17 protein-coding genes and 1 pseudogene are annotated in these 18,467 nt (G+C 61.3%); all 18 read right to left on the reverse strand.

The genetic code is table 11. The annotated features are described in order from the left end of the window. Nucleotides 1–15 precede the first annotated feature (15 nt). The 18 genes and pseudogenes from fliM to fliD all read right to left on the reverse strand — a co-directional run bounded on the left by fliM (nucleotide 16) and on the right by fliD (nucleotide 18,448). Complete coding sequence (gene fliM, locus ACYZTK_RS07820; RefSeq protein WP_247294234.1) at nucleotides 16–984, reverse strand: flagellar motor switch protein FliM; 969 nt, start codon at nucleotides 982–984, stop codon at nucleotides 16–18. Nucleotides 985–993: 9 nt separating this feature from the next. Continuing rightward, entirely contained in the window at nucleotides 994–1,494 is a 501-nt protein-coding gene (gene fliL, locus ACYZTK_RS07825; protein WP_266014720.1) for a flagellar basal body-associated protein FliL, read from the reverse strand. A 194-nt stretch (nucleotides 1,495–1,688) separates the two neighbouring features. After that, nucleotides 1,689–2,993, reverse strand: a complete 1,305-nt coding sequence (locus ACYZTK_RS07830; protein ID WP_462013904.1) for a flagellar hook-length control protein FliK — start codon at nucleotides 2,991–2,993, stop codon at nucleotides 1,689–1,691. Between the two features lie 80 nt (nucleotides 2,994–3,073). Then, entirely contained in the window at nucleotides 3,074–3,427 is a 354-nt protein-coding gene (locus ACYZTK_RS07835) for an Hpt domain-containing protein (RefSeq protein ID WP_462013905.1), read from the reverse strand. A 31-nt stretch (nucleotides 3,428–3,458) separates the two neighbouring features. Then, nucleotides 3,459–5,165 carry an ATP-binding SpoIIE family protein phosphatase gene (locus ACYZTK_RS07840; RefSeq protein WP_462013906.1) on the reverse strand — a complete coding sequence of 569 codons (1,707 nt, stop codon included), beginning with the start codon at nucleotides 5,163–5,165 and terminating at the stop codon, nucleotides 3,459–3,461. A 5-nt stretch (nucleotides 5,166–5,170) separates the two neighbouring features. After that, on the reverse strand, nucleotides 5,171–5,476 hold the full coding sequence (locus tag ACYZTK_RS07845; RefSeq protein WP_462014873.1) for an STAS domain-containing protein: 306 nt from the start codon (nucleotides 5,474–5,476) through the stop codon (nucleotides 5,171–5,173). 242 nt (nucleotides 5,477–5,718) lie between these two features. Continuing rightward, complete coding sequence (gene fliJ / locus ACYZTK_RS07850; RefSeq protein ID WP_462013907.1) at nucleotides 5,719–6,168, reverse strand: flagellar export protein FliJ; 450 nt, start codon at nucleotides 6,166–6,168, stop codon at nucleotides 5,719–5,721. A 6-nt stretch (nucleotides 6,169–6,174) separates the two neighbouring features. Continuing rightward, entirely contained in the window at nucleotides 6,175–7,533 is a 1,359-nt protein-coding gene (gene fliI / locus ACYZTK_RS07855; RefSeq protein WP_462013908.1) for a flagellar protein export ATPase FliI, read from the reverse strand. Next, a complete protein-coding gene (fliH, locus tag ACYZTK_RS07860) occupies nucleotides 7,523–8,323 on the reverse strand; it encodes a flagellar assembly protein FliH (protein ID WP_462013909.1) in 801 nt (266 codons plus the stop codon). The genes fliI and fliH overlap by 11 nt, the downstream gene beginning before the upstream one ends. A 7-nt stretch (nucleotides 8,324–8,330) precedes the next feature. Then, entirely contained in the window at nucleotides 8,331–9,350 is a 1,020-nt protein-coding gene (gene fliG, locus ACYZTK_RS07865; RefSeq protein ID WP_462013910.1) for a flagellar motor switch protein FliG, read from the reverse strand. Further along, the gene (gene fliF, locus ACYZTK_RS07870) at nucleotides 9,343–11,130 is read right to left on the reverse strand and encodes a flagellar basal-body MS-ring/collar protein FliF (RefSeq protein WP_462013911.1); all 1,788 of its coding nucleotides are present in this window, start codon (nucleotides 11,128–11,130) and stop codon (nucleotides 9,343–9,345) included. Before fliF ends, fliG begins: the two co-directional genes overlap by 8 nt. A gap of 15 nt (nucleotides 11,131–11,145) precedes the next feature. Beyond that, complete coding sequence (gene fliE, locus ACYZTK_RS07875) at nucleotides 11,146–11,475, reverse strand: flagellar hook-basal body complex protein FliE (protein WP_045058888.1); 330 nt, start codon at nucleotides 11,473–11,475, stop codon at nucleotides 11,146–11,148. 220 nt (nucleotides 11,476–11,695) lie between these two features. Continuing rightward, nucleotides 11,696–13,069: a sigma-54-dependent transcriptional regulator gene (locus ACYZTK_RS07880; RefSeq protein WP_462013912.1), complete on the reverse strand. Its 1,374-nt coding sequence runs from the start codon at nucleotides 13,067–13,069 to the stop codon at nucleotides 11,696–11,698. 110 nt (nucleotides 13,070–13,179) lie between these two features. Beyond that, nucleotides 13,180–14,364 (reverse strand): annotated as a pseudogene (locus tag ACYZTK_RS07885) (sensor histidine kinase); the annotation flags it as partial. Between the two features lie 219 nt (nucleotides 14,365–14,583). After that, nucleotides 14,584–16,059 carry a sigma-54 dependent transcriptional regulator gene (locus tag ACYZTK_RS07890; protein WP_462013913.1) on the reverse strand — a complete coding sequence of 492 codons (1,476 nt, stop codon included), beginning with the start codon at nucleotides 16,057–16,059 and terminating at the stop codon, nucleotides 14,584–14,586. Between the two features lie 172 nt (nucleotides 16,060–16,231). Further along, nucleotides 16,232–16,528, reverse strand: coding sequence for a flagellar protein FliT (gene fliT, locus ACYZTK_RS07895; protein WP_462013914.1), 297 nt, complete (start codon nucleotides 16,526–16,528; stop codon nucleotides 16,232–16,234). A gap of 24 nt (nucleotides 16,529–16,552) precedes the next feature. Continuing rightward, a complete protein-coding gene (gene fliS / locus ACYZTK_RS07900; RefSeq protein ID WP_462013915.1) occupies nucleotides 16,553–16,942 on the reverse strand; it encodes a flagellar export chaperone FliS in 390 nt (129 codons plus the stop codon). 141 nt (nucleotides 16,943–17,083) lie between these two features. Beyond that, nucleotides 17,084–18,448, reverse strand: coding sequence for a flagellar filament capping protein FliD (fliD, locus tag ACYZTK_RS07905; protein ID WP_462013916.1), 1,365 nt, complete (start codon nucleotides 18,446–18,448; stop codon nucleotides 17,084–17,086). Between the last annotated feature and the right edge of the window lie 19 nt (nucleotides 18,449–18,467).

Genomic DNA, 18,467 nt, shown 5'->3' on the forward strand with positions numbered 1-18,467 from the left:
GGATAGAGACGCCGATCACCGGCGCTCGATTGGCTCGATCACCTGCAACGCGAGGTTGCCTTTGTGCGAGCCCATCTTGACCTTGAACGCAGGCACGCCATTGGCGCGCATGATCATTGTTTCCGGCATGTCCACCGGGATGATGTCCCCCGGCTGCATGTGCAGGATGTCGCGCAGGCGCAATTGGCGGCGGGCCACGGTGGCACCGATCGGCACGTCGACGTCCATCACGTCCTGGCGCAGGGCATTGACCCAGCGCTCGTCCTGGTCGTCGAGGTCGGACTGGAAGCCGGCATCAAGCATTTCGCGCACCGGCTCGATCATCGAGTACGGCATGGTGATGTGCAGGTCGCCGCCACCGCCATCGAGTTCGATGTGGAAAGTCGACACCACGATCGCCTCGCTCGGCCCGACGATGTTGGCCATGGCCGGGTTCACTTCCGAGTTGATGTACTCGAAGTTGACTTCCATGATCGCCTGCCAGGCTTCCTTCAAATCGATGAAGGCCTGCTCCAGCACCATGCGCACCACGCGCAGTTCGGTCGGGGTGAATTCACGGCCTTCGATCTTGGCGTGACGGCCGTCGCCACCAAAGAAGTTGTCCACCAGCTTGAACACCAGCTTGGCGTCGAGGATGAACAACGCGGTGCCGCGCAACGGTTTGATCTTGACCAGATTGAGGCTGGTCGGCACGTACAGCGAGTGCACGTATTCGCCGAACTTCATCACCTGCACGCCACCCACCGCCACGTCTGCCGAGCGGCGCAGCAGGTTGAACATGCTAATGCGGGTGTAGCGGGCGAAACGCTCGTTGATCATCTCCAGGGTCGGCATGCGTCCGCGGACGATGCGATCCTGGCTGGTCAGGTCGTAGCTTTTGACGGCGCCGGGTTCGGCAGCGTTGTCGGTCTGTACCAGACCATCGTCGACGCCATGCAACAGCGCATCGATCTCATCCTGGGACAGCAGGTCCTGCACGGCCATGTCGTGTTCCTACTGCAGTACGAAATTAGTGAAGAGCAACTGTTCGATGGCGACCTTGCCGAGTTCTTTCTGCGCCACTTCCTGGACGCTGGCGGTGGCCTTCTGACGCAACATTTCCTGGCCGACCGGCGAGGCCAGGGTGGCGAAGTCCTGCCCGGAGAACAGCATCACCAGGTTGTTGCGGATGACTGGCATGTGCACCTTGAGCGCTTCCAGGTCAGCCTGGTTGCGGCCCATCATGGTGATGCTCACCTGCATATAGCGCTGGCGGCCGTTCTGGTTGTAGTTGGACACGAACGCCGGCAGCAACGGCTCGAAGATCGCCGCCTGCTTGCCGCTCACGGCGGTTTCTTCAACGGCGGCGGGCTTGCTCTCGGCACTGTGCATGAAGAACCACGTCGCCCCCACGGACACACCGATCGCCAGCAGCAGCGCTACCACGACCAGGATGATCAGCTTGAGTTTGCCTTTGGTTGCGGGGTCTTTTACTGCTGCGTCGCTCTTCGCCATGCCAATAATCCGTCACTATTCGGGGTTTCACAGTTGCACGGGTAGGCAAGAGCAAGTGTTATGCCATGTAGGGAAAATTCAGTGGGGATGGAAGATCAAAAGATCGCAGCCTTCGGCAGCTCCTACAGGGTGTACGCCATCACCCTGTAGGAGCTGCCGAAGGCTGCGATCTTTTAAGGGAGCATCGCCGGATATCAGGCGTAATAGTCGACGGCGCTGGAGCCGATCACGCTGGTGGCTGCGGCCACTTCGGTCACTGCCGGCGAAAGGCTTTCGTCCGTGGAATCAAGGCGACCTCCACTGCCGGTGCGCCCTGCCTGACTCTGTTGCGCCTGCTGCTGATCCTGCCCACGGGACTGATCAGACACATTGACGTCCACCTGCCCCATGCCCTGCTGCACGAACATCTCGCGCAGCCGATGCATCTGGCCGTCCAGCGCTTCGCGAACGCCGGGGTGCGCGCTCATGAACGTCACCTGGGTCTGCTGGTCGGGCACCATGTTGACCCGGATGTCCAGCCGGCCCAGCTCAGCCGGTTGCAGCTGGATATCGGCGGCTTTGAGGTTGGCGCTGGACAGGTACATGACGCGGTTGACCACTTCCTCGGTCCAGCCGCTCTGGTGCATGGCAATCGGCTGGTTCACCGAGATCGCATTGGCGGTTTTCGGCGTGGCAGCCTGGGTCAGCGCAGCCAGGCGGTTGGCGAAATCTTCGACGCGGGTGTCGCTGCTCGAAGCTTTCAAATCTTTCAGGCCATCATCGATCAGGCCGCTGAAAGCCTTCTCTCCGCCCTGGCTGGTACTGTCCTTGTTGGCCTGCACGTCGAGCATGTTGGCCAGACCCGAGGCAAAGTTCTGCGCCGAAGTTGGCTCGCCGTCGGCCTGAGCCTGGGCCGGGGAAGTTTTGGCCTGCGCCTGACTGGAGGCGGACACATGCCCGCTCTGTTCCATGGCCATGCGCACGGCCGGCAACGCATCCAGCGGATCCGCCTCGGGGTCGAAAGCGGGGTCCGCAGGTACGGTGGACGCCGCGATGGCGGCGGCCACAGCTGCGTCCGCCACCGGCTCAGCGTTAGCGACCGGGACCGGGACCGGGACCGGGACCGGGGTCTGAGGCTGGGGCTCAACCACCGGCGGCACTGCCGGATCAACCGTAGCGTCGGCGATTGCAGTATCGGTAGCGTCGTCACTCGCCACCTTGTCATCCGCCTGCGCCGGCTTGTCGGCGGGCAAGGATTTGCCGCTATCGGCAACCGCAGGTTTCCCGGCGGCAGGCTTGTCATTGTTCTTTGCCGCAACGTCTGGGGTCTTGTCGCGCAGTGAGCGGGCTGCACCATCAAAGGCACTTGCAGGCTTGGCGTAGTCTTGCCTGGCATACACCTGGGCGAAGCTGGAAGCCTTGTTTGCCGGCTCGGCAGGCGACGCCAAGGGATTGGCGGCCGACGGTTGAGCCTTGGCCTTCGCGGCGGCCTGAAGCAGCAAATTTGGGGTAACGGGCATGAACAGTCTCCGCCGCACTGGGATCGTTGATACAAGTGACGGAGATTACTGCAAGGGTCGAGCCAGGTTGGCCAACCGGACTAATTGCGCCGAGCGACAGCCTGGGAACGTTCGGCTTCGTATAGCGGACGAACGATGGCGAACTCGATGCCGATTTCACTGACCAGTTGTGTCAGATCAGCAGGACTGGCGACCTTGGCGCGCTGCTCCAGCTCGTTGCACAACTCTGCGAGCCGTTGCGCGCCCATGTTGCTGCTGCTGCCTTTGAAACTGTGGGCAGTTTCCATCAGGTGCACGGCATCCTTCGGCTGGCGCAACAGGCGCAATCGATCTTCGGCGTCGTCGAGAAAAGTATCCAGCAACACCGGGTACTCGTCTTCCATGACTTCCTGCAAGTCGTCCAGCACCTTACGATTCAGATGTGGCTCAGCCACTTGTTCACTCCTTGATCAAGAATGGGCGGGATTATGCCAGAGCCTCCCAGAAAAACTCTACGCGAGCACTGCGACCATCGTCGGACCAACTGGCATTACGCCCGAGTTGCCGCACCAGGCTGACGCCACGTCCCGACAGACGGCCACTGTCCACCGGTCGCTGCATCACTTGTTCAACGTCAAAACCCTTGCCGCTGTCTTCGACCCGGATGGTCAGGCAACCGCCCTCGCCCTGCGGCACCACCTCCAGGTGCACCCGCACGTAGCCTTTGTCCAGGCCATCGAGACGGCTATTGCGCTCCTGATAATAGCGCGCAAATCCCGGGGCATCGCGCTTGAGACTGGAATCCAGCCCGAGTACGCCATGCTCCAGGGCATTGGAATACAGTTCGGCAAGAACGCTATACAGCGCGCCGCTCTGGGCCCGCAGGCCATGCACTTCGCTGAGCAATTGCAACAGGTATGGCAGCGGATTGAAGCGCTTGAGCGAAGCGGCGCGAAATTCGAAACTCACCGACCAGTCGAGCGGGGACAATTGCCCGCTGTCGGAGTAGACCATGGCTGGCGGGCGCATCTGCGCCACGTCCAGCAGGCTGACTTCGAGCAGACTGACATCGTCGCGGGCTTCACCACGAAAATCATCCAGTGCCTGCTCGATCTCCTGAAACAACGCATCGGGCTGACGATTGGCGGCAAACACCTGCTGCAGGCGCTCGACGCCGAACAGCTGCTCATTGGCATCGCAGGTGTCGATCACCCCGTCGGACAACAGGAACACCCGATCGCCAACGGCCATGGGGAATACTTCGGTACGATCGTCAAAACTGTGCGGGTTCAACACGCCCAGCGGCAAGTGCCTGGCCGGCAACGGCGTGCGCTCGGCAGTGGCGACGCAGTGCAGGTAGCCGTCGGGCATGCCGCCATTCCACACCTCGACCGAGCGCCGCTGGAAGCTCAGGCACAGCAGGGTTGCGCAGCAGAACATGTCCACCGGCAGGATGCGCTTGAGCTTGGCGTTCATCTCGCGCAGGGTTTCCGACAAGCCGTAGCCCTTGGCGGTCATGCCATAAAACACTTCCGCCAGGGGCATCGCGCCGACAGCCGCCGGCAGGCCATGGCCGGTGAAGTCCCCGAGCAGCACATGCATGTCGCCTGCAGGGGTGAACGCGGCCAGCAGCAGGTCGCCGTTGAACAGGGCGTAGGGCGATTGCAGGTAGCGGATGTTCGGGGCGTTGAGGCAGCCGGAATGCGCCACCTTGTCAAACACCGCCTTGGCCACGCGCTGCTCGTTGAGCAGGTACTCGTGGTGGCGGGCGATCTGGTCACGTTGCTGCAGCACGGTGGCCTGCAAGCGGCGCAAGCGATCCATCGCCTTGATCTTGGCGGCGAGAATTACCTGGTTGTAGGGCTTCGCCAGAAAGTCGTCGCCCCCGGCCTCCAGGCAGCGCGCCAGACCTTCGCTTTCAGTGAGCGAGGTGAGGAAGATGATCGGCACCAGGGTTTCCCCGGCCAGCGCCTTGATCTGTTGCGCGGCTTCAAAGCCATCCATCACTGGCATCATCGCGTCCATCAGCACCAGCTGCGGGCACTGCGCACGGAAGACTTCGACCGCCTCTGCCCCGTTGGCTGCGGTCAAGACTGCATGACCCTGGCGACGGACGATGGTCGAGAGCAACAGGCGATCGGCCGCGCTGTCCTCGGCGATCAGGATCGTCAGCGGTTCGAACGGCGGTTGCATGGCGGTCACGCCACGTCGAAAATTTGTTCAAAGTTGGAAATGGCGAGAATTTTGCGCACATCCACATTGGCGTTGGTCAGCGTTACTTCGGCGTTCTCGCCACCCGCGTGATCACGCAATAACAACAACATGCCCAAGGCTGAACTATCTAGATAAGTGGCGTCCTTCAGATTGACTTCGAAGAGTTCGGGTTTCGGCTGAAGGTTTTCGTAGGCTTCGCGAAACTCCTGGTGCTTGGCGAAATCGAATCGGCCCTTGATCGAGATCGTCAGCTTTTGCCCATCCGCGGAAACTTCTGAGACGACTGACATTGTTGGCTTCCTTGTCGTAGGGGAACTTGCTTGTACAAGGTTTAGCATTTGGTAGAGGTCGGGGCAAGGCCAGAGATTGATGGCCCCCATGAATACGCCATCGCGGGCAAGCCTTGCTCCCACAGGATTTGCGCCGGGCACACTCATTGCCTGCAACACCAGACCTGTGGGAGCAAGGCTTGCCCAGCACTGACCTGTGGGAGCAAGGCTTGCCCGCGATGAACGATAACGCGATCGACCAGTTAATAAGGATTCTGCCGCGGCAAGCGCTGGGACAACTCATCAAGCAGCTTCTGCTCGCGCTTGTCTTCCAGGCGGCGCGCCTCGTCGGTGTAGCGCAGCACCAGTTTGCGCAAGCCTTCGACCCGGGCATAAGCCTGTTGCCAGGTGTCGCGCGCCTTGTTCAGATTATTCTGGTGCCAGGCCAGGCTCTGCCGTTGCTGGTCGATGGCAGTGCCCAACTGCGCGAGAAAACCCTGATAGCCGAGCAGCCATTGGCCGGACACGCCACTGCTGCCGCGCACAATCCACTGCTCCTGATAATCCAGGCGAAAGGCTTCAAGGTCGGCGAGCTTGCTCTCGGCCAGGCGCACCTGACCCTGGAAATGCCCAAGGCGCTGCACCGCGGCTTTCTCGACCTTCTCGGCCATGTCCACCACGGGTGCCAGGCGCGCAGCTCGACTCTGGGCCATGGCCGGTTAGCCGCCGGCTGCCGGGGCGAAGATCGAGCCAAGATAAGCTTCGCTCTCACCCAGGCTGATGTTGTCGTTCAAGCCCTGGCGCAGGTACTTGACCAGTTGCGGTTGCAGGGCAATCGCCAGGTCGGTCTCGCGATCGCCGCCGGCCACGTAGGCACCGACGCTGATCAGGTCGCGACTCTGCTGATAACGCGACCACAGCTGTTTAAAATACTGGGCCCGGGTCATGTGCTCCGGTGTCACCACCGAAGGCATCACCCGGCTGATGGACGCTTCGATGTCGATGGCCGGGTAATGACCTTCCTCGGCCAAGCGCCGCGACAGCACGATGTGGCCATCAAGCACGCCTCGCGCCGAGTCGGCAATCGGGTCCTGCTGATCATCGCCTTCGGACAGCACGGTGTAGAACGCGGTAATCGAACCACCGCCCTTCTCCGCATTACCGGCGCGCTCGACCAGTTTTGGCAACTTGGCAAACACCGAAGGCGGGTAGCCCTTGGTCGCCGGCGGTTCGCCGATGGCCAGGGCGATTTCCCGCTGGGCCTGGGCAAAACGCGTCAGCGAATCCATAAGCAACAGGACATTCTTGCCCTTGTCGCGAAAATACTCGGCGATGCGCGTGCAGTACATTGCCGCACGCAAACGCATCAGCGGCGCGTCATCCGCCGGCGACGCAACCACTACCGAACGCTTGAGCCCTTCCTCGCCGAGAATGTGCTCGATGAACTCCTTCACTTCGCGTCCGCGCTCGCCGATCAGCCCGACGACCACAATGTCGGCTTCGGTGAAGCGGGTCATCATGCCCAGCAGCACACTCTTGCCCACGCCGGTACCGGCAAACAGACCCAAACGCTGACCGCGACCCACCGTCAACAAGCCGTTGATCGAACGAATGCCCACGTCCAGCGGTTCGCTGATCGGTTCGCGCTTGAGCGGGTTGATCGTCGGGCCATCCATCGGCACCCAATCCTCGGCCTTCATCCCGCCCTTGCCGTCCAGCGCGCGACCGGCGCCATCGAGTACCCGCCCGAGCATGCTCATGCCCATCGGCAAGCGACCGGCATCCGCCAGCGGCACCACCCGGGCGCCCGGCGCGATGCCGGCGACACTGCCGACCGGCATCAGAAATACCTTGCTGCCGGAGAAGCCCATGACTTCGGCTTCGACCTGCACCGGCTGATAACTGTCGTCGTTGATCACCATGCAGCGGCTGCCCATGGCGGCGCGCAAGCCCTCGGCTTCCAGAGTCAGGCCGACCATGCGCAGCAGGCGGCCTTCCAGGATCGGCCCGCCGGACAGCTGCGTGGCCTCGGCGTAACTGCCCAGGCGCTTGGCAAAACTGGTGCGATCAAGGCGCATCAGGTTCGTCCGCAGCCGGGGCGGCTGGTGGCGGGGTGTGCCCCGAGAGCTCCAGGCTCAGGTCCGGGGCGGCAGGATGCAGCGCCTGTTCGTGCATCTGGTCGAACAGTTTGTCCATGACCCGCGCCAGACGGGTTTCCACCGTGGCGTCGATGCGACTGTGTTCGGTCTCCACTCGGCAACCGCCCGGCAATAGCGCCTCGTCTTCAACGATGCGCCAGGTTTCTTCATGCCGTTCGCGCAGCGCTTTGACCTGTTCGAAATCCTGCGGATTGATGTACAGCCGCACGTTGCCCACGCCCAGCGGCAACAGCTTGAGCGCATCGCGCATGACGTGCTCGAGCTGAGTCGAGTCGATCGCCAGCTCGCGCTGGATCACCTGTTTGGTGAGGTGCTGGACCAGGTCCACCAGGGACTTCTCGATCAAGGTGTCCTGCTCGGCGATGGGCTCAAACAGCTGGCCCATGAGCTGTTCCAGCGCGCCGACTTTCGCCGTCAGCGCCGCTTCGGCTTCCTGGCGAACCTTGAGCGTGGTGCTGTGAAAACCTTCACGCTCGCCGGTAGCGAAGCCTTCGTTGTAGGCCTCCTGGCGAATGCTTTCGAGCTCTTCGAGGGTCAGCGGCTGGACTTCATCCAGCGGCACCTCTTCCATTTCCGGCGGCTCGGGTTCTGGCTCAGGTTCCGGCTCTGGGACGTACGGATCGAAACTGGGCAAGGACCACAGATCGACAGCGCTGACGTCCTTGGCACGGATCAGGTCAGTCTGGGACTCATCGTGTTTGGTCGACATGGTGACCTTAGATCATCTCTTCGCCGCCTTTCCCGCCGAGAACGATTTCTCCGGCTTCGGCCATACGGCGGGCGATGGTGAGGATTTCTTTCTGTGCAGTTTCGACGTCGCTGACGCGCACCGGGCCCTTGGCCTCGAGGTCGTCGCGCAACAGTTCCGCTGCTCGTTTGGACATGTTCTTGAAGATCTTTTCCTTGACGTTCTCGTCCGAGCCTTTGAGGGCCAGCACCAGCACGTCGGAGGACACTTCGCGCAGCAACGCCTGGATGCCGCGGTCGTCGACGTCGGCGAGGTTGTTGAACACGAACATCAGGTCTTCGATCTGACCGGACAGGTCTTCGTCGACTTCGCGGATCGAGTCCATCAGCTGCCCTTCGATCGAGCTGTCGAGGAAGTTCATGATGTCGGCCGCGCGCTTGATCCCGCCGAGGTTGGTGCGCGAGGCGTTTGAGTTGCCGGAGAACTGCTTCTCGAGAATCTGGTTGAGCTCTTTCAAGGCGGCCGGTTGCACGGTGTTCAGCGAAGACACCCGCAGGATGATGTCGAGACGCACCTTGTGGTCGAAATTGCCCAGCACTTCACCGGCCTGGTCGGGGTCGAGATACGCCACCACGATCGCCTGGATCTGCGGGTGTTCGTAGCGGATCACATCGGCGACGGCGCGCGGCTCCATCCACTTCAGGCTATCGAGGCCGCTGGTGTTGCCGCCCAGCAGGATGCGGTCGATCAGGCCGTTGGCCTTGTCTTCGCCCAGGGCCTGGGTGAGCATCTTGCGTACGTAGTCGTCGGAACCGACGCCCAGGCTGGTCTGGTCGCCGACGATGTCGACGAACTCGCTCATCACCTGCTCGACCTGCTCGCGGTGCACGTTGCCCATCTGCGCCATGGCCACGCCGACACGTTGGACCTCTTTGGGACCCATGTGGCGCAACACCTGTGCAGCATCCGTGGAGCCCAGGGACAGCAGCAGGATCGCGGCTTTGTCGACCTTGGACAGTTTGGCGGCAGCGACTCGATTATCATTCATCTGCGTTAATCCACTCTTTCACGACCTGGGCCACACGGCCCGGGTCTTCTGCCACCAGACTCTTGATTGCATTCAACTGCGCGTCATAGCCTTCGCTCGGGCTTGGCAGCAGGATGCTTTGCGGGCCGCCGAGGCTGACGCGGTCGTTGGCCAGTTCGCCATCCAGGCCGCCCATGCCACCCAACTCGACGTCGCTGCCCATGCCGACCAGCTGTTTGCCTTTGCCGCCATTGGTGATGTTGTTGAGCACCGGGCGCAACACGCCGAACACCAGTACCAGGATGAACAACACGCCCAGCACTTGCTTGATCACATCCCAGAACCACGGCTGGGAATAGAACGGCACATCGGCAATCACTTCGCTGCGCTCGGCGGAGAACGGCATGTTGATCACGCTGACGCTGTCGCCACGGCTGGCGTCGAAACCGACCGCATCCTGCACCAGGCGAGTGAAGCGCGCCAATTCATCGGCGGTCCACGGCGCACGGCTGGTTTCACCGTTGGCCGGGTTGATCTTGACCTGATCGTCGACCACCACCGACACCGACAGGCGATTGAGCCGGCCCTGCTGCTGCTTGGTGTGGCTGATGGAACGGTCGAGCTCGAAGTTCTTGGTCGACTGCTGACGCTTGTCGGCCGGGTACGGCGCGAGCATCGGCTGGCCGGTGGCCGGGTCCATGATCTGCTGGCCGTTGGCATCCAGCAGCGGCTGGCCGGGCTGCACCATGCCGGCCGACGCGGTGGCGCCACCGGTGGTTGCAGGCGCGGACGCTGGCGACGGCGGTTGGTTGCTCAGGGCGCCAGGCACGCCTTGCGATCCATTGCTCGTGGTGCGTTGCTCGTTGACCGACTGCTCGCTGCGCAACGCCGGTTGATCCGGGTTGAACTGCTCAGAAGTCGATTCGACCGCGCTGAAATCCACGTCGGCCGAAACTTCAGCCTTGTAGCGATCGTTGCCCAGTACTGGTTGCAGGATGTTGTGCACACGCTGGGTCAGCATACTTTCCATGCGGCGGCTGTAGTCGAATTGCTTGCCGGCCATGGTCAGTTCGGAGTTTTCCGCTTGGTCCGACAGCAAATTGCCCTTCTGGTCGACCACGGTGACCTGGGATTTGCTCAGCTCCGGAACACTGGTCGCCACCAGGTTAATGATCGCCAGGACCTGGCCAGGCTCCAGGGAGCGGCCGGAATACAGTTCGATCAACACCGAGGCGCTGGGCTTGCGCTCGTCGCGCACGAACACCGAGCTTTTCGGAATGGCCAGGTGCACTCGCGCGCCCTTGACGTTGTTCAGGCTGGAGATGGTGCGGGCCAGTTCGCCTTCGAGGCCGCGACGGTAACGGGTCGCTTCCATGAACTGGCTGGTGCCCAGGCCCTGGTCCTTGTCGAGGATCTCAAAACCGATATTGCCATCGCTGGGAGTGACACCAGCGCCCGCAAGCTTGAGCCGCGCGCGGGACAGGTCTTCGGCTTTGACCAGCAAGGCGCCGGAGTTGGGCTCGACTGAGTAGGCAATGTCGGCGGCCGCCAGGGTATCCATGACCTGCTTGGCGTCCATGCCGGCGAGGCTGCCGTACAGTGGGCGGTAGTCCGGTTGCTGCGACCACAGGACCACGGCAAAGCCGATGGCCACGCTCGCTGCCAGGCCGACCAACAGGCCGACCTGACGCAACATGGTCATCTGGGAAAGGTTTTCCAGGAAGGACAGGCCGAACAACGGCGGTTTGCCGTCTATCGAGCCGGACTTGGCCGGAACGTTATCGCTGGCTGCTTCTGCCATGACTCAATATCGTCCTTAAACCGGCATCTGCATGATGTCTTGATACGCCTGGACCAGCTTGTTGCGCACCTGGGTGATGGCCTGGAACGACACGCCGGCTTTTTCCTTGGCGATCATCACGTCAGTCAGGTCGACACCGCTCTTGCCGATTTCGAAGGCGGTGGACAACTGGCTGGACGCCTGCTGGGTTTCGTTCACTTTATTGACGGCCTGGCCGAGCATGTCGGAGAAGCTGCTGCCCGGCAATTGAGGCACGGCGGCAGTCGCTTTAGGCGCAGACATGGCGTCCATTTGCATGGCGCGCATATCCAGCATCAACCGATTGAATTCAATACCTTGGCTCATGTTCCACTCCCAATGACTACCCGCAATATTTTGACGCTCACTCGGCGGGTAAACAGGTGTTAGCAACAAGGGTGCCAGCTCGGTGGGCACGGATAACAAATCCTGTTCTCTGGCTTGAACTCAATTTTCCCTGGAGGCAATGCTTACCGTGGGAGCAAGGCTTACTGTGGGAGCAAGCCTTGCTCCCACAGAATCTTTGCAAGCCTTGCTCCCACAGGGATCAAGTAGCAAACAGGTAAGCTTCCACATCCATCCCCGCATCGCGCATCTGCGCCAGCTTGTAGCGCAAGGTGCGCGGGCTGATGCCCAGGCGTTCGGCGGCTTCCTTGCGCCGGCCGCGCTCGCTGCGCAAGGTGTCGATGATCATCTGGAACTCGCGGCGGCGCAGGTCATCGCCCAAGCCTCCCGCCGACTCCACCTCCAACGCCTGCACCGGGGCTGCCAATACCGGCAACGGCGCGCAGGCGACCGGCCCCGCCAGGCAGAAATCCTGCGGCTGGATCAACCCGCCCTGCTGCAAAATCAACGCCCGCTGGATCGCGTTATCCAGCTCGCGCACATTCCCCGGCCACGGGTAACCGATCAGGCACGCCTGCGCCTCAGGCGAAAGCTTCGCCGCCGCATGCTTCATTTTATTGACGTGTTTGGCCAACAATCGCTCGGCCAGCGGCAGAATGTCGGCGGTTCGTTCGCGCAACGGACGCCAGGCCAGCGGAAACACCGACAACCGATAGTACAAATCTTCCCGGAAGCGCCCCGCCGCCACTTCCGCCGCAAGGTCGCGGTTGGTGGTCGCGACCACCCGAATATCCAGGCTGATCGGCTTGCGCGCACCCACCCGCTCGACCTCACGCTCCTGCAACACCCGTAGCAGCTTGGCTTGCAGGCCCATGGGCATTTCGGAAATCTCGTCGAGCAGGATGGTGCCGCCATCCGCCTGTTCGAACTTGCCCGCCTGCGCGGCAATGGCGCCGGTGAACGAGCCCTTCTCATGACCGAACAGCGTGGCCTCGAGCATGTTGTCCGGGATCGCTGCGCAGTTGATCGCAATGAACGGCTGACTGGCCCGATGGGAGTGCTGGTGAATGTAGCGCGCCAGCACTTCCTTGCCGGTCCCCGACTCACCGGAGATCAGCACCGTGGAATCACTGCGGGCGACGCGCGCGGCCAGTTCCAGCAGCTGTGCGCTGGCCGGTTCGAAGGCGATCGGTCCCTCCCCCTCGGCACACAGACTGCCCAGGGCGTGCCGCGCCAGCAGGTCCAGCAGCGCCTTGGGCTCGAATGGTTTGACCAGGTAATCGGCCGCACCTTGGCGCATTGCGTCCACCGCTCGCTCGACTGCGCCGTGGGCGGTCATCAGCAACACTGGCAGCTGTGGTTGACGGGCGCGTAACAGGCTGAGCAATTGGTGGCCGTCCATGCCGGGCATGTTGACGTCGCTGAGCACCAGGTTGAAGGCGTCCTTGGTGACCGCGGTCAGTGCTTCTTCTGCTGAACCGACGGCGACGTAATCGTGGCCTGCGAGCAGCAGGGTGTCGGCCAGTGCTTCGCGCAGGGCTCGGTCATCCTCGACCAGTAGAACTTTGATGGGCATGAGTTTTAGTTCGCTCCCTGCGCTTGGTGGTCGTTCGGGATTTCGCGGGCGGCCTGATACCCCCGGGCGCTCTCGGGTTTTTCGCGAGCAGGCTCGCTCCTACAGGGGGTGGGGGTGGTTGGTTGGAATAGTGGGAGGGTTAGCTGCGCGCAAGTACCGCGACCGGGTCGCGAGCGCAGCAGCAATTCTCCCTGATGTGCCCGGGCGACTGCCTTGACCACGGTCAGGCCGAGGCCGGTTCCGGTGGCTTTGGTGGTGAAAAAAGGTTCGCCCAAGCGCGCAAGTACTTGGGGATCGATGCCGCTGCCGCTGTCGCTGATCGACACCCGCAGATTGCTGCCGCGCGTATAGAAGTGCACTTTCAATCGCACCTGCGTGGCGCTGGCCTGGATGGCGTTCTCGATCAGGTTGAGGATAGCGCCCACCAAGGTGTCGCGATTGCACAGCAACTCGCCGGCATGGCTGTCGCACTGCCAGCGAATCGGCAGATCCTGCACATGGGTCTGCGCCGCCGCCTGCAGCGATTGCATGAGCATTTTCGGAGTCAGGCGATCGGTCAGCGGCAGCTCGCCACGGGCGAAAATCAGCATGTCGCGCACCTGATGCTCCAGCTCGTGCAAGCGCTCTTTCAAGCGTCCGGCGAAACGCTGCTGAGTGGCGACTGGCAGTTCCTGCTCGGTCAGGTGGCTGGCGTACAGCAAGGCGGCGGACAGTGGCGTACGAATCTGATGCGCCAGGGAAGCGACCATCCGCCCCAGGGAAGACAGCCGCTCATGCCGGGCCAGCTGGTCCTGCAAATGACGGGTTTCAGTCAAGTCATTGAGCAGCACCAACTGACCCGGTTCGGCATCCAGCGAACGGGTCGAGATCGACAGGCGCCGCCCGTCCTTCAGCGAAATCTCGTGTCCGTCATCCTCACGCGGCGCAAAGCAGCGGGCAATCACCTGGCGCCACAGTTCGCCCTCAAGGGGCAGGCCGAGCAATTCGCAGGCGGCGGGATTGGCTTCGCGCACGATGCCTTGGGCATCGATGACGATGACGCCCCCGGGCAACAGATCAAGGAGGTTTTGCAGACGGTTGGCCAGGCGTTCTTTTTCCGCCAGTTCCTGCATGCGCTGGGCGCTGACCAGTTCCAGCTCGCCCTTGAGCTCGGTGACCCGAGCTTCGAGCATGCTGTAGGAATCGGTCAACTGGCTGGACATCTGGTTGAACAGCGCAAACGACTGCTCGAGACCCAGCCGGTTTGCCTGCTCTACGGACGACAGTGGCCCTGAAGCGTCAGGGACAGGAGACATCTGGGCGGCTTGGGGCATCGGGCACTCTCGCTTGGCTGACCGTCAGTTAAACGGAACGTTGCGAGGGGTGTAGCAATACCCGTGCCTAAAAAAAACCGCCTACTGGCCTACTGTAGGAGCGAGCCCGCTCGCGAAAATCTTTAACGATAACGCCGCCTTACTGGCTAAACGCGGCGCCTTTGAAGCAAGCTCGCTCCCACAGGAAGGGCAAAACGGGCGTCAATCATCCGCCTGTTCTTCACCGTCACGCCGGCTCATGCCGTACTTGCGCATCTTCTCCACCAGGGTGGTGCGACGAATACGCAGGCGTTCCGCAGCGCGCGCCACGATGCCGTTGGCATCATCCAGCGCCTGTTGAATCAGCCCCTGCTCCAGGCCACCGAGGTAGTCCTTGAGGTCCAGGCCTTCCGGTGGCAGCAAGGCATTCATCGAGAAGTCCGGGGTATGCCCATTGATGGCCACCCGCTCTTCCAGGTCGCTGCGCAGGCTGTCGACCAGTTGCTCGTCTTCGTCGTCGACGTAGCGGAATTTCTTCGGCAACTCGACCACGCCGATCACCCCGTACGGATGCATGATCGCCATGCGCTCCACCAGGTTGGCCAGCTCGCGAACGTTGCCCGGCCAGCCGTGGCGACACAGCGACATGATCGCCGCCGAGTTGAAACGGATCGAACCGCGCTTCTCGTGCTCCATGCGCGAGATCAGCTCGTTCATCAGCAGCGGGATGTCTTCGACGCGCTCGCGCAGCGGTGCCATCTCGATCGGGAACACATTCAGGCGGTAGTACAGATCTTCGCGGAAGGTGCCGATCTCGATCATGCTTTCGAGATTCTTGTGGGTCGCGGCAATGATGCGCACGTCGACGCTCTGGGTCTTGTTGCTGCCCACGCGCTCGAAGGTGCGTTCCTGCAATACGCGCAGCAGCTTGACCTGCATCGGCAGCGGCATGTCGCCGATTTCGTCGAGGAACAGCGTGCCACCGTTGGCCAGCTCAAAGCGCCCGGCACGACTGGTGATCGCCCCGGTAAACGCGCCCTTCTCGTGGCCGAACAATTCGCTTTCCAGCAACTCGGCCGGGATCGCCCCGCAGTTGACCGGCACGAACGGCGCGTCACGACGCTTGGAGTGATAGTGCAGGTTGCGCGCCACCACTTCCTTGCCGGTGCCCGACTCGCCAAGGATCAGCACGCTGGCGTCGGTGTCGGCGACCTGCTGCATCATCTGGCGCACGTGCTGGATCGCCCGGCTGGTGCCGACGAGGCTGCGGAACAGATTGGGTTCGCGATGCCGACCGCGCTCGCGGGCCTGGTCGTACATCTCGCGATAGACCTGGGCACGGTGCAGGGAGTCGAGCAATTTGCTGTAGCTGGGCGGCATTTCCAGGGTCGAAAGCACGCGCCGACGCTGGTCTTCAGGCAAGTCGCTGGCAGAATTATCGCCCATCAACAAAACCGGAAGGAACTCATCCCAGGTAGACAGTGTCTTAAGCAAGCCTAAAAGCGCGCCAGGCGCATTGACCGTCCCGATCAGGACGCAGATCACTTCACGACTGGACGATAGAGAGCCCACAGCCTGCTGCCAGTCATGGCTTCCGCAGGGCAAATTTTCTTCACCGAGAAAATTAAGAATCACCGCCAAATCACGGCGGCGGACGCTATCGTCATCAATCAGCAGAATTTTGGTTTCACGCCACATGCAATAGCAACTTCCCTAGTCAACTCGGTGCCCGAAATGAGTGGGCAAGCTAGACGCTCGCAGACCTGTAAAGTCTGTAGACGCCTGAAATCGGTGAACAGCCACTAGTTAAGTCAAAAAACTGTCCACAGTCAAATATATGGCGCACATCTCTGGATTAACCCGGGATTAATTAACCGAACAGATGGTAAACCTTTGCCGCACTCTTCGCTTGGGTGATCTGCGACATCTCGTCGACTATCGCCTGACGCTCGCCCATCGTCACCGTCAATAAATCCTTGTACACCGCCAGCAAACTTTCCAGATTGGTCCGCAGCGCTTCCTCGTCGATCGGCGCTTCGCTGAGCACCTCGTCGACGCATTCACGGCAAGCCGAATCCAGCGCACCAATCGCACCCCAATCACGCTCGGCCAGCGCATCGATGAGCGCTTCGCGGGTTTGTTCAATCCGTTGCAATGCTTGACTCATGGCGTCGTTCCTCGGCGGGTGGGCCTATTGGTGTGCGATGGCATCCCAGCCGCTTTTTACCGTAACCAACAGCTGCATGACTTCATCGATGATCTGCGTGTCGTTGCTGACATTAGCCTGCACCAGGCGCGCATTCATGTATTCGTACAGGCTGTCGAGCTGTTCGATCGAAGCCGGATCTTCCGCCTTCTCAGCGTCCAGGCCTTGGCGCAGGCCGGTGATGATGTCGATCGCCTTGGTGATCAGCAGGCATTTCTGCGCGATGTCACCGCGAGCCAATGCGCCCTTGGCCTGAGCCAGTCGATCCAGACCGCCTTCCAGCAGCATCTGAATCAACCGATGCGGGCTGGCCTCGGAGATCTGGGCGTGGGAATTGACCTTCTGGTATTGGCGAAGGGCTCTCATAGGGTTCATGTTGCTACCTCGTTACAGGCCACAGGCGGAAAAATTGCTCTATTCATTTTGTCGACTGTGTCGCATAAAACTTTAATCCAGAGCCGAAAAAGCCCGGACCACTCATACGCTCTTTTGCGGGGCAGGTTAACGCCCCCATCATCAATCCGACTTCGGATTGTTCAGCGAGTTAAGCGTGGTCATGATGCTGGAGCTGCTGGCGTTGATCTTGGCAATCAGGCTGTCCATGGCGTTGTACTTGGCGGACAGCGATGTCTGCAAGCTATCCATGCGCCGATCAAGGTCCGACTGCTGGGTGGTCAGGTCCGTCAACTTGGTGTTCAAGTCCTTGACGCGTGAGGCGAGTAGCCCGGTGGTGCCGACATAAGTCTCGGTGGCCTTGTTCATCCGAGTGATCAGGCCTTTATCGCCAGTGAACAGCTTGGCGATATCCGCAGAGCCCTTGACCACGGCCTTGTCCCACGACTTGTCGTCCAGGGTCAGCAAACCGGTTTTCTGGTCAGTGGTAATGCCCATCTGCGACAGACCGCTCATGGCGCTTGAGCCAGAGCTGTTTACCAGCTCACTGCGCAGACTTGCTACCAGCTGGCGCATCGAGGAATCGCCAGTGAGAGCGCCCGCCGTGGTAGTGGCGGAATCACCGGTGGCGGTAACCTTGGTCTGGGTATTGATACTGGTCATCAGTGCGTTATAGGCCGAGACGAATGACTGTACCGAGGTCTTCAGGGTGGTCGCGTTGCTGTCCACGCTGATCGTGATCGGCTTGTCCTTGTCGCTGGCAACCAGTTCCAGACTTACACCACTGATGGCGGAAGTTACCTTGTTGGAGGTGGACTCCATGGCGACGCCGTCGATGGTGTACTTGGCGTTTTTGGCTGCAACGCCTGCGTCGTAGCCTTTGGCAAGATCCGAATCGCCACTCAGGGTGATGTCGGTACCAGCGCCGCTGTTAGTGGAACCGATCACCAGACGCGCACCGTTGGCATCGCTCAAGATGTTCGCACTGATGCCCTGGGCCGAGAGCTGGGTGTTGATCGACTCGCGCACCTGGCTCAGGCTTGCGCCACCGGGAATCGACACATCGTAACTTTTGCCGGACTGGGTAATCGTCAGCTTCTGAGCCTCGCTACCCGGGTTGGCAGCGCCCGTAGCGCCCCCGGCGAATACCTTGCTGGTGATTTTCGACGAGGTCGCGAGATCCTGCACCACAACCACGTATTTGCCGCTGGAGGCGCCGTCGCCAAGGGTAACCTTGACGTTTTTTTCTTCCGACGTGGACGCAGCGAGGCCATTGAACGCGGACAGATTATTCAGCTTCGCGAGTGCCGCGCGGTAGGTATCCAGCGCACCTTTTACAGTGCCGACAGCCGACAATTGAATGGTCGTGTCTTTCTGCTGGTTGGTGATCTGCGTCTGCTTGGGCGCTTTTTCCGCACCAACCAAGGCTTTCACAATACCCTGAGTGTCGTAGGTCGACCCCACGCCGCTAATCGTTGAACTCGCCATCTGTAATCTCCTTGTCCTG

Source organism: Pseudomonas sp. LB3P31 (assembly GCF_054897945.1).

Excerpts from the sequence above, each read along its gene's own strand:
- fliM (WP_247294234.1), bottom strand. The coding sequence starts at position 984 with ATGGCCGTGCAGGACCTGCTGTCCCAGGATGAGATCGATGCGCTGTTG.
- fliL (WP_266014720.1), bottom strand. The coding sequence starts at position 1,494 with ATGGCGAAGAGCGACGCAGCAGTAAAAGACCCCGCAACCAAAGGCAAA.
- ACYZTK_RS07830 (WP_462013904.1), bottom strand. The coding sequence starts at position 2,993 with ATGCCCGTTACCCCAAATTTGCTGCTTCAGGCCGCCGCGAAGGCCAAG.
- ACYZTK_RS07840 (WP_462013906.1), bottom strand. The coding sequence starts at position 5,165 with ATGCAACCGCCGTTCGAACCGCTGACGATCCTGATCGCCGAGGACAGC.
- ACYZTK_RS07845 (WP_462014873.1), bottom strand. The coding sequence starts at position 5,476 with ATGTCAGTCGTCTCAGAAGTTTCCGCGGATGGGCAAAAGCTGACGATC.
- fliJ (WP_462013907.1), bottom strand. The coding sequence starts at position 6,168 with ATGGCCCAGAGTCGAGCTGCGCGCCTGGCACCCGTGGTGGACATGGCC.
- fliI (WP_462013908.1), bottom strand. The coding sequence starts at position 7,533 with ATGCGCCTTGATCGCACCAGTTTTGCCAAGCGCCTGGGCAGTTACGCC.
- fliH (WP_462013909.1), bottom strand. The coding sequence starts at position 8,323 with ATGTCGACCAAACACGATGAGTCCCAGACTGACCTGATCCGTGCCAAG.
- fliG (WP_462013910.1), bottom strand. The coding sequence starts at position 9,350 with ATGAATGATAATCGAGTCGCTGCCGCCAAACTGTCCAAGGTCGACAAA.
- fliF (WP_462013911.1), bottom strand. The coding sequence starts at position 11,130 with ATGGCAGAAGCAGCCAGCGATAACGTTCCGGCCAAGTCCGGCTCGATA.
- fliE (WP_045058888.1), bottom strand. The coding sequence starts at position 11,475 with ATGAGCCAAGGTATTGAATTCAATCGGTTGATGCTGGATATGCGCGCC.
- ACYZTK_RS07880 (WP_462013912.1), bottom strand. The coding sequence starts at position 13,069 with ATGCCCATCAAAGTTCTACTGGTCGAGGATGACCGAGCCCTGCGCGAA.
- ACYZTK_RS07890 (WP_462013913.1), bottom strand. The coding sequence starts at position 16,059 with ATGTGGCGTGAAACCAAAATTCTGCTGATTGATGACGATAGCGTCCGC.
- fliT (WP_462013914.1), bottom strand. The coding sequence starts at position 16,528 with ATGAGTCAAGCATTGCAACGGATTGAACAAACCCGCGAAGCGCTCATC.
- fliS (WP_462013915.1), bottom strand. The coding sequence starts at position 16,942 with ATGAACCCTATGAGAGCCCTTCGCCAATACCAGAAGGTCAATTCCCAC.
- fliD (WP_462013916.1), bottom strand. The coding sequence starts at position 18,448 with ATGGCGAGTTCAACGATTAGCGGCGTGGGGTCGACCTACGACACTCAG.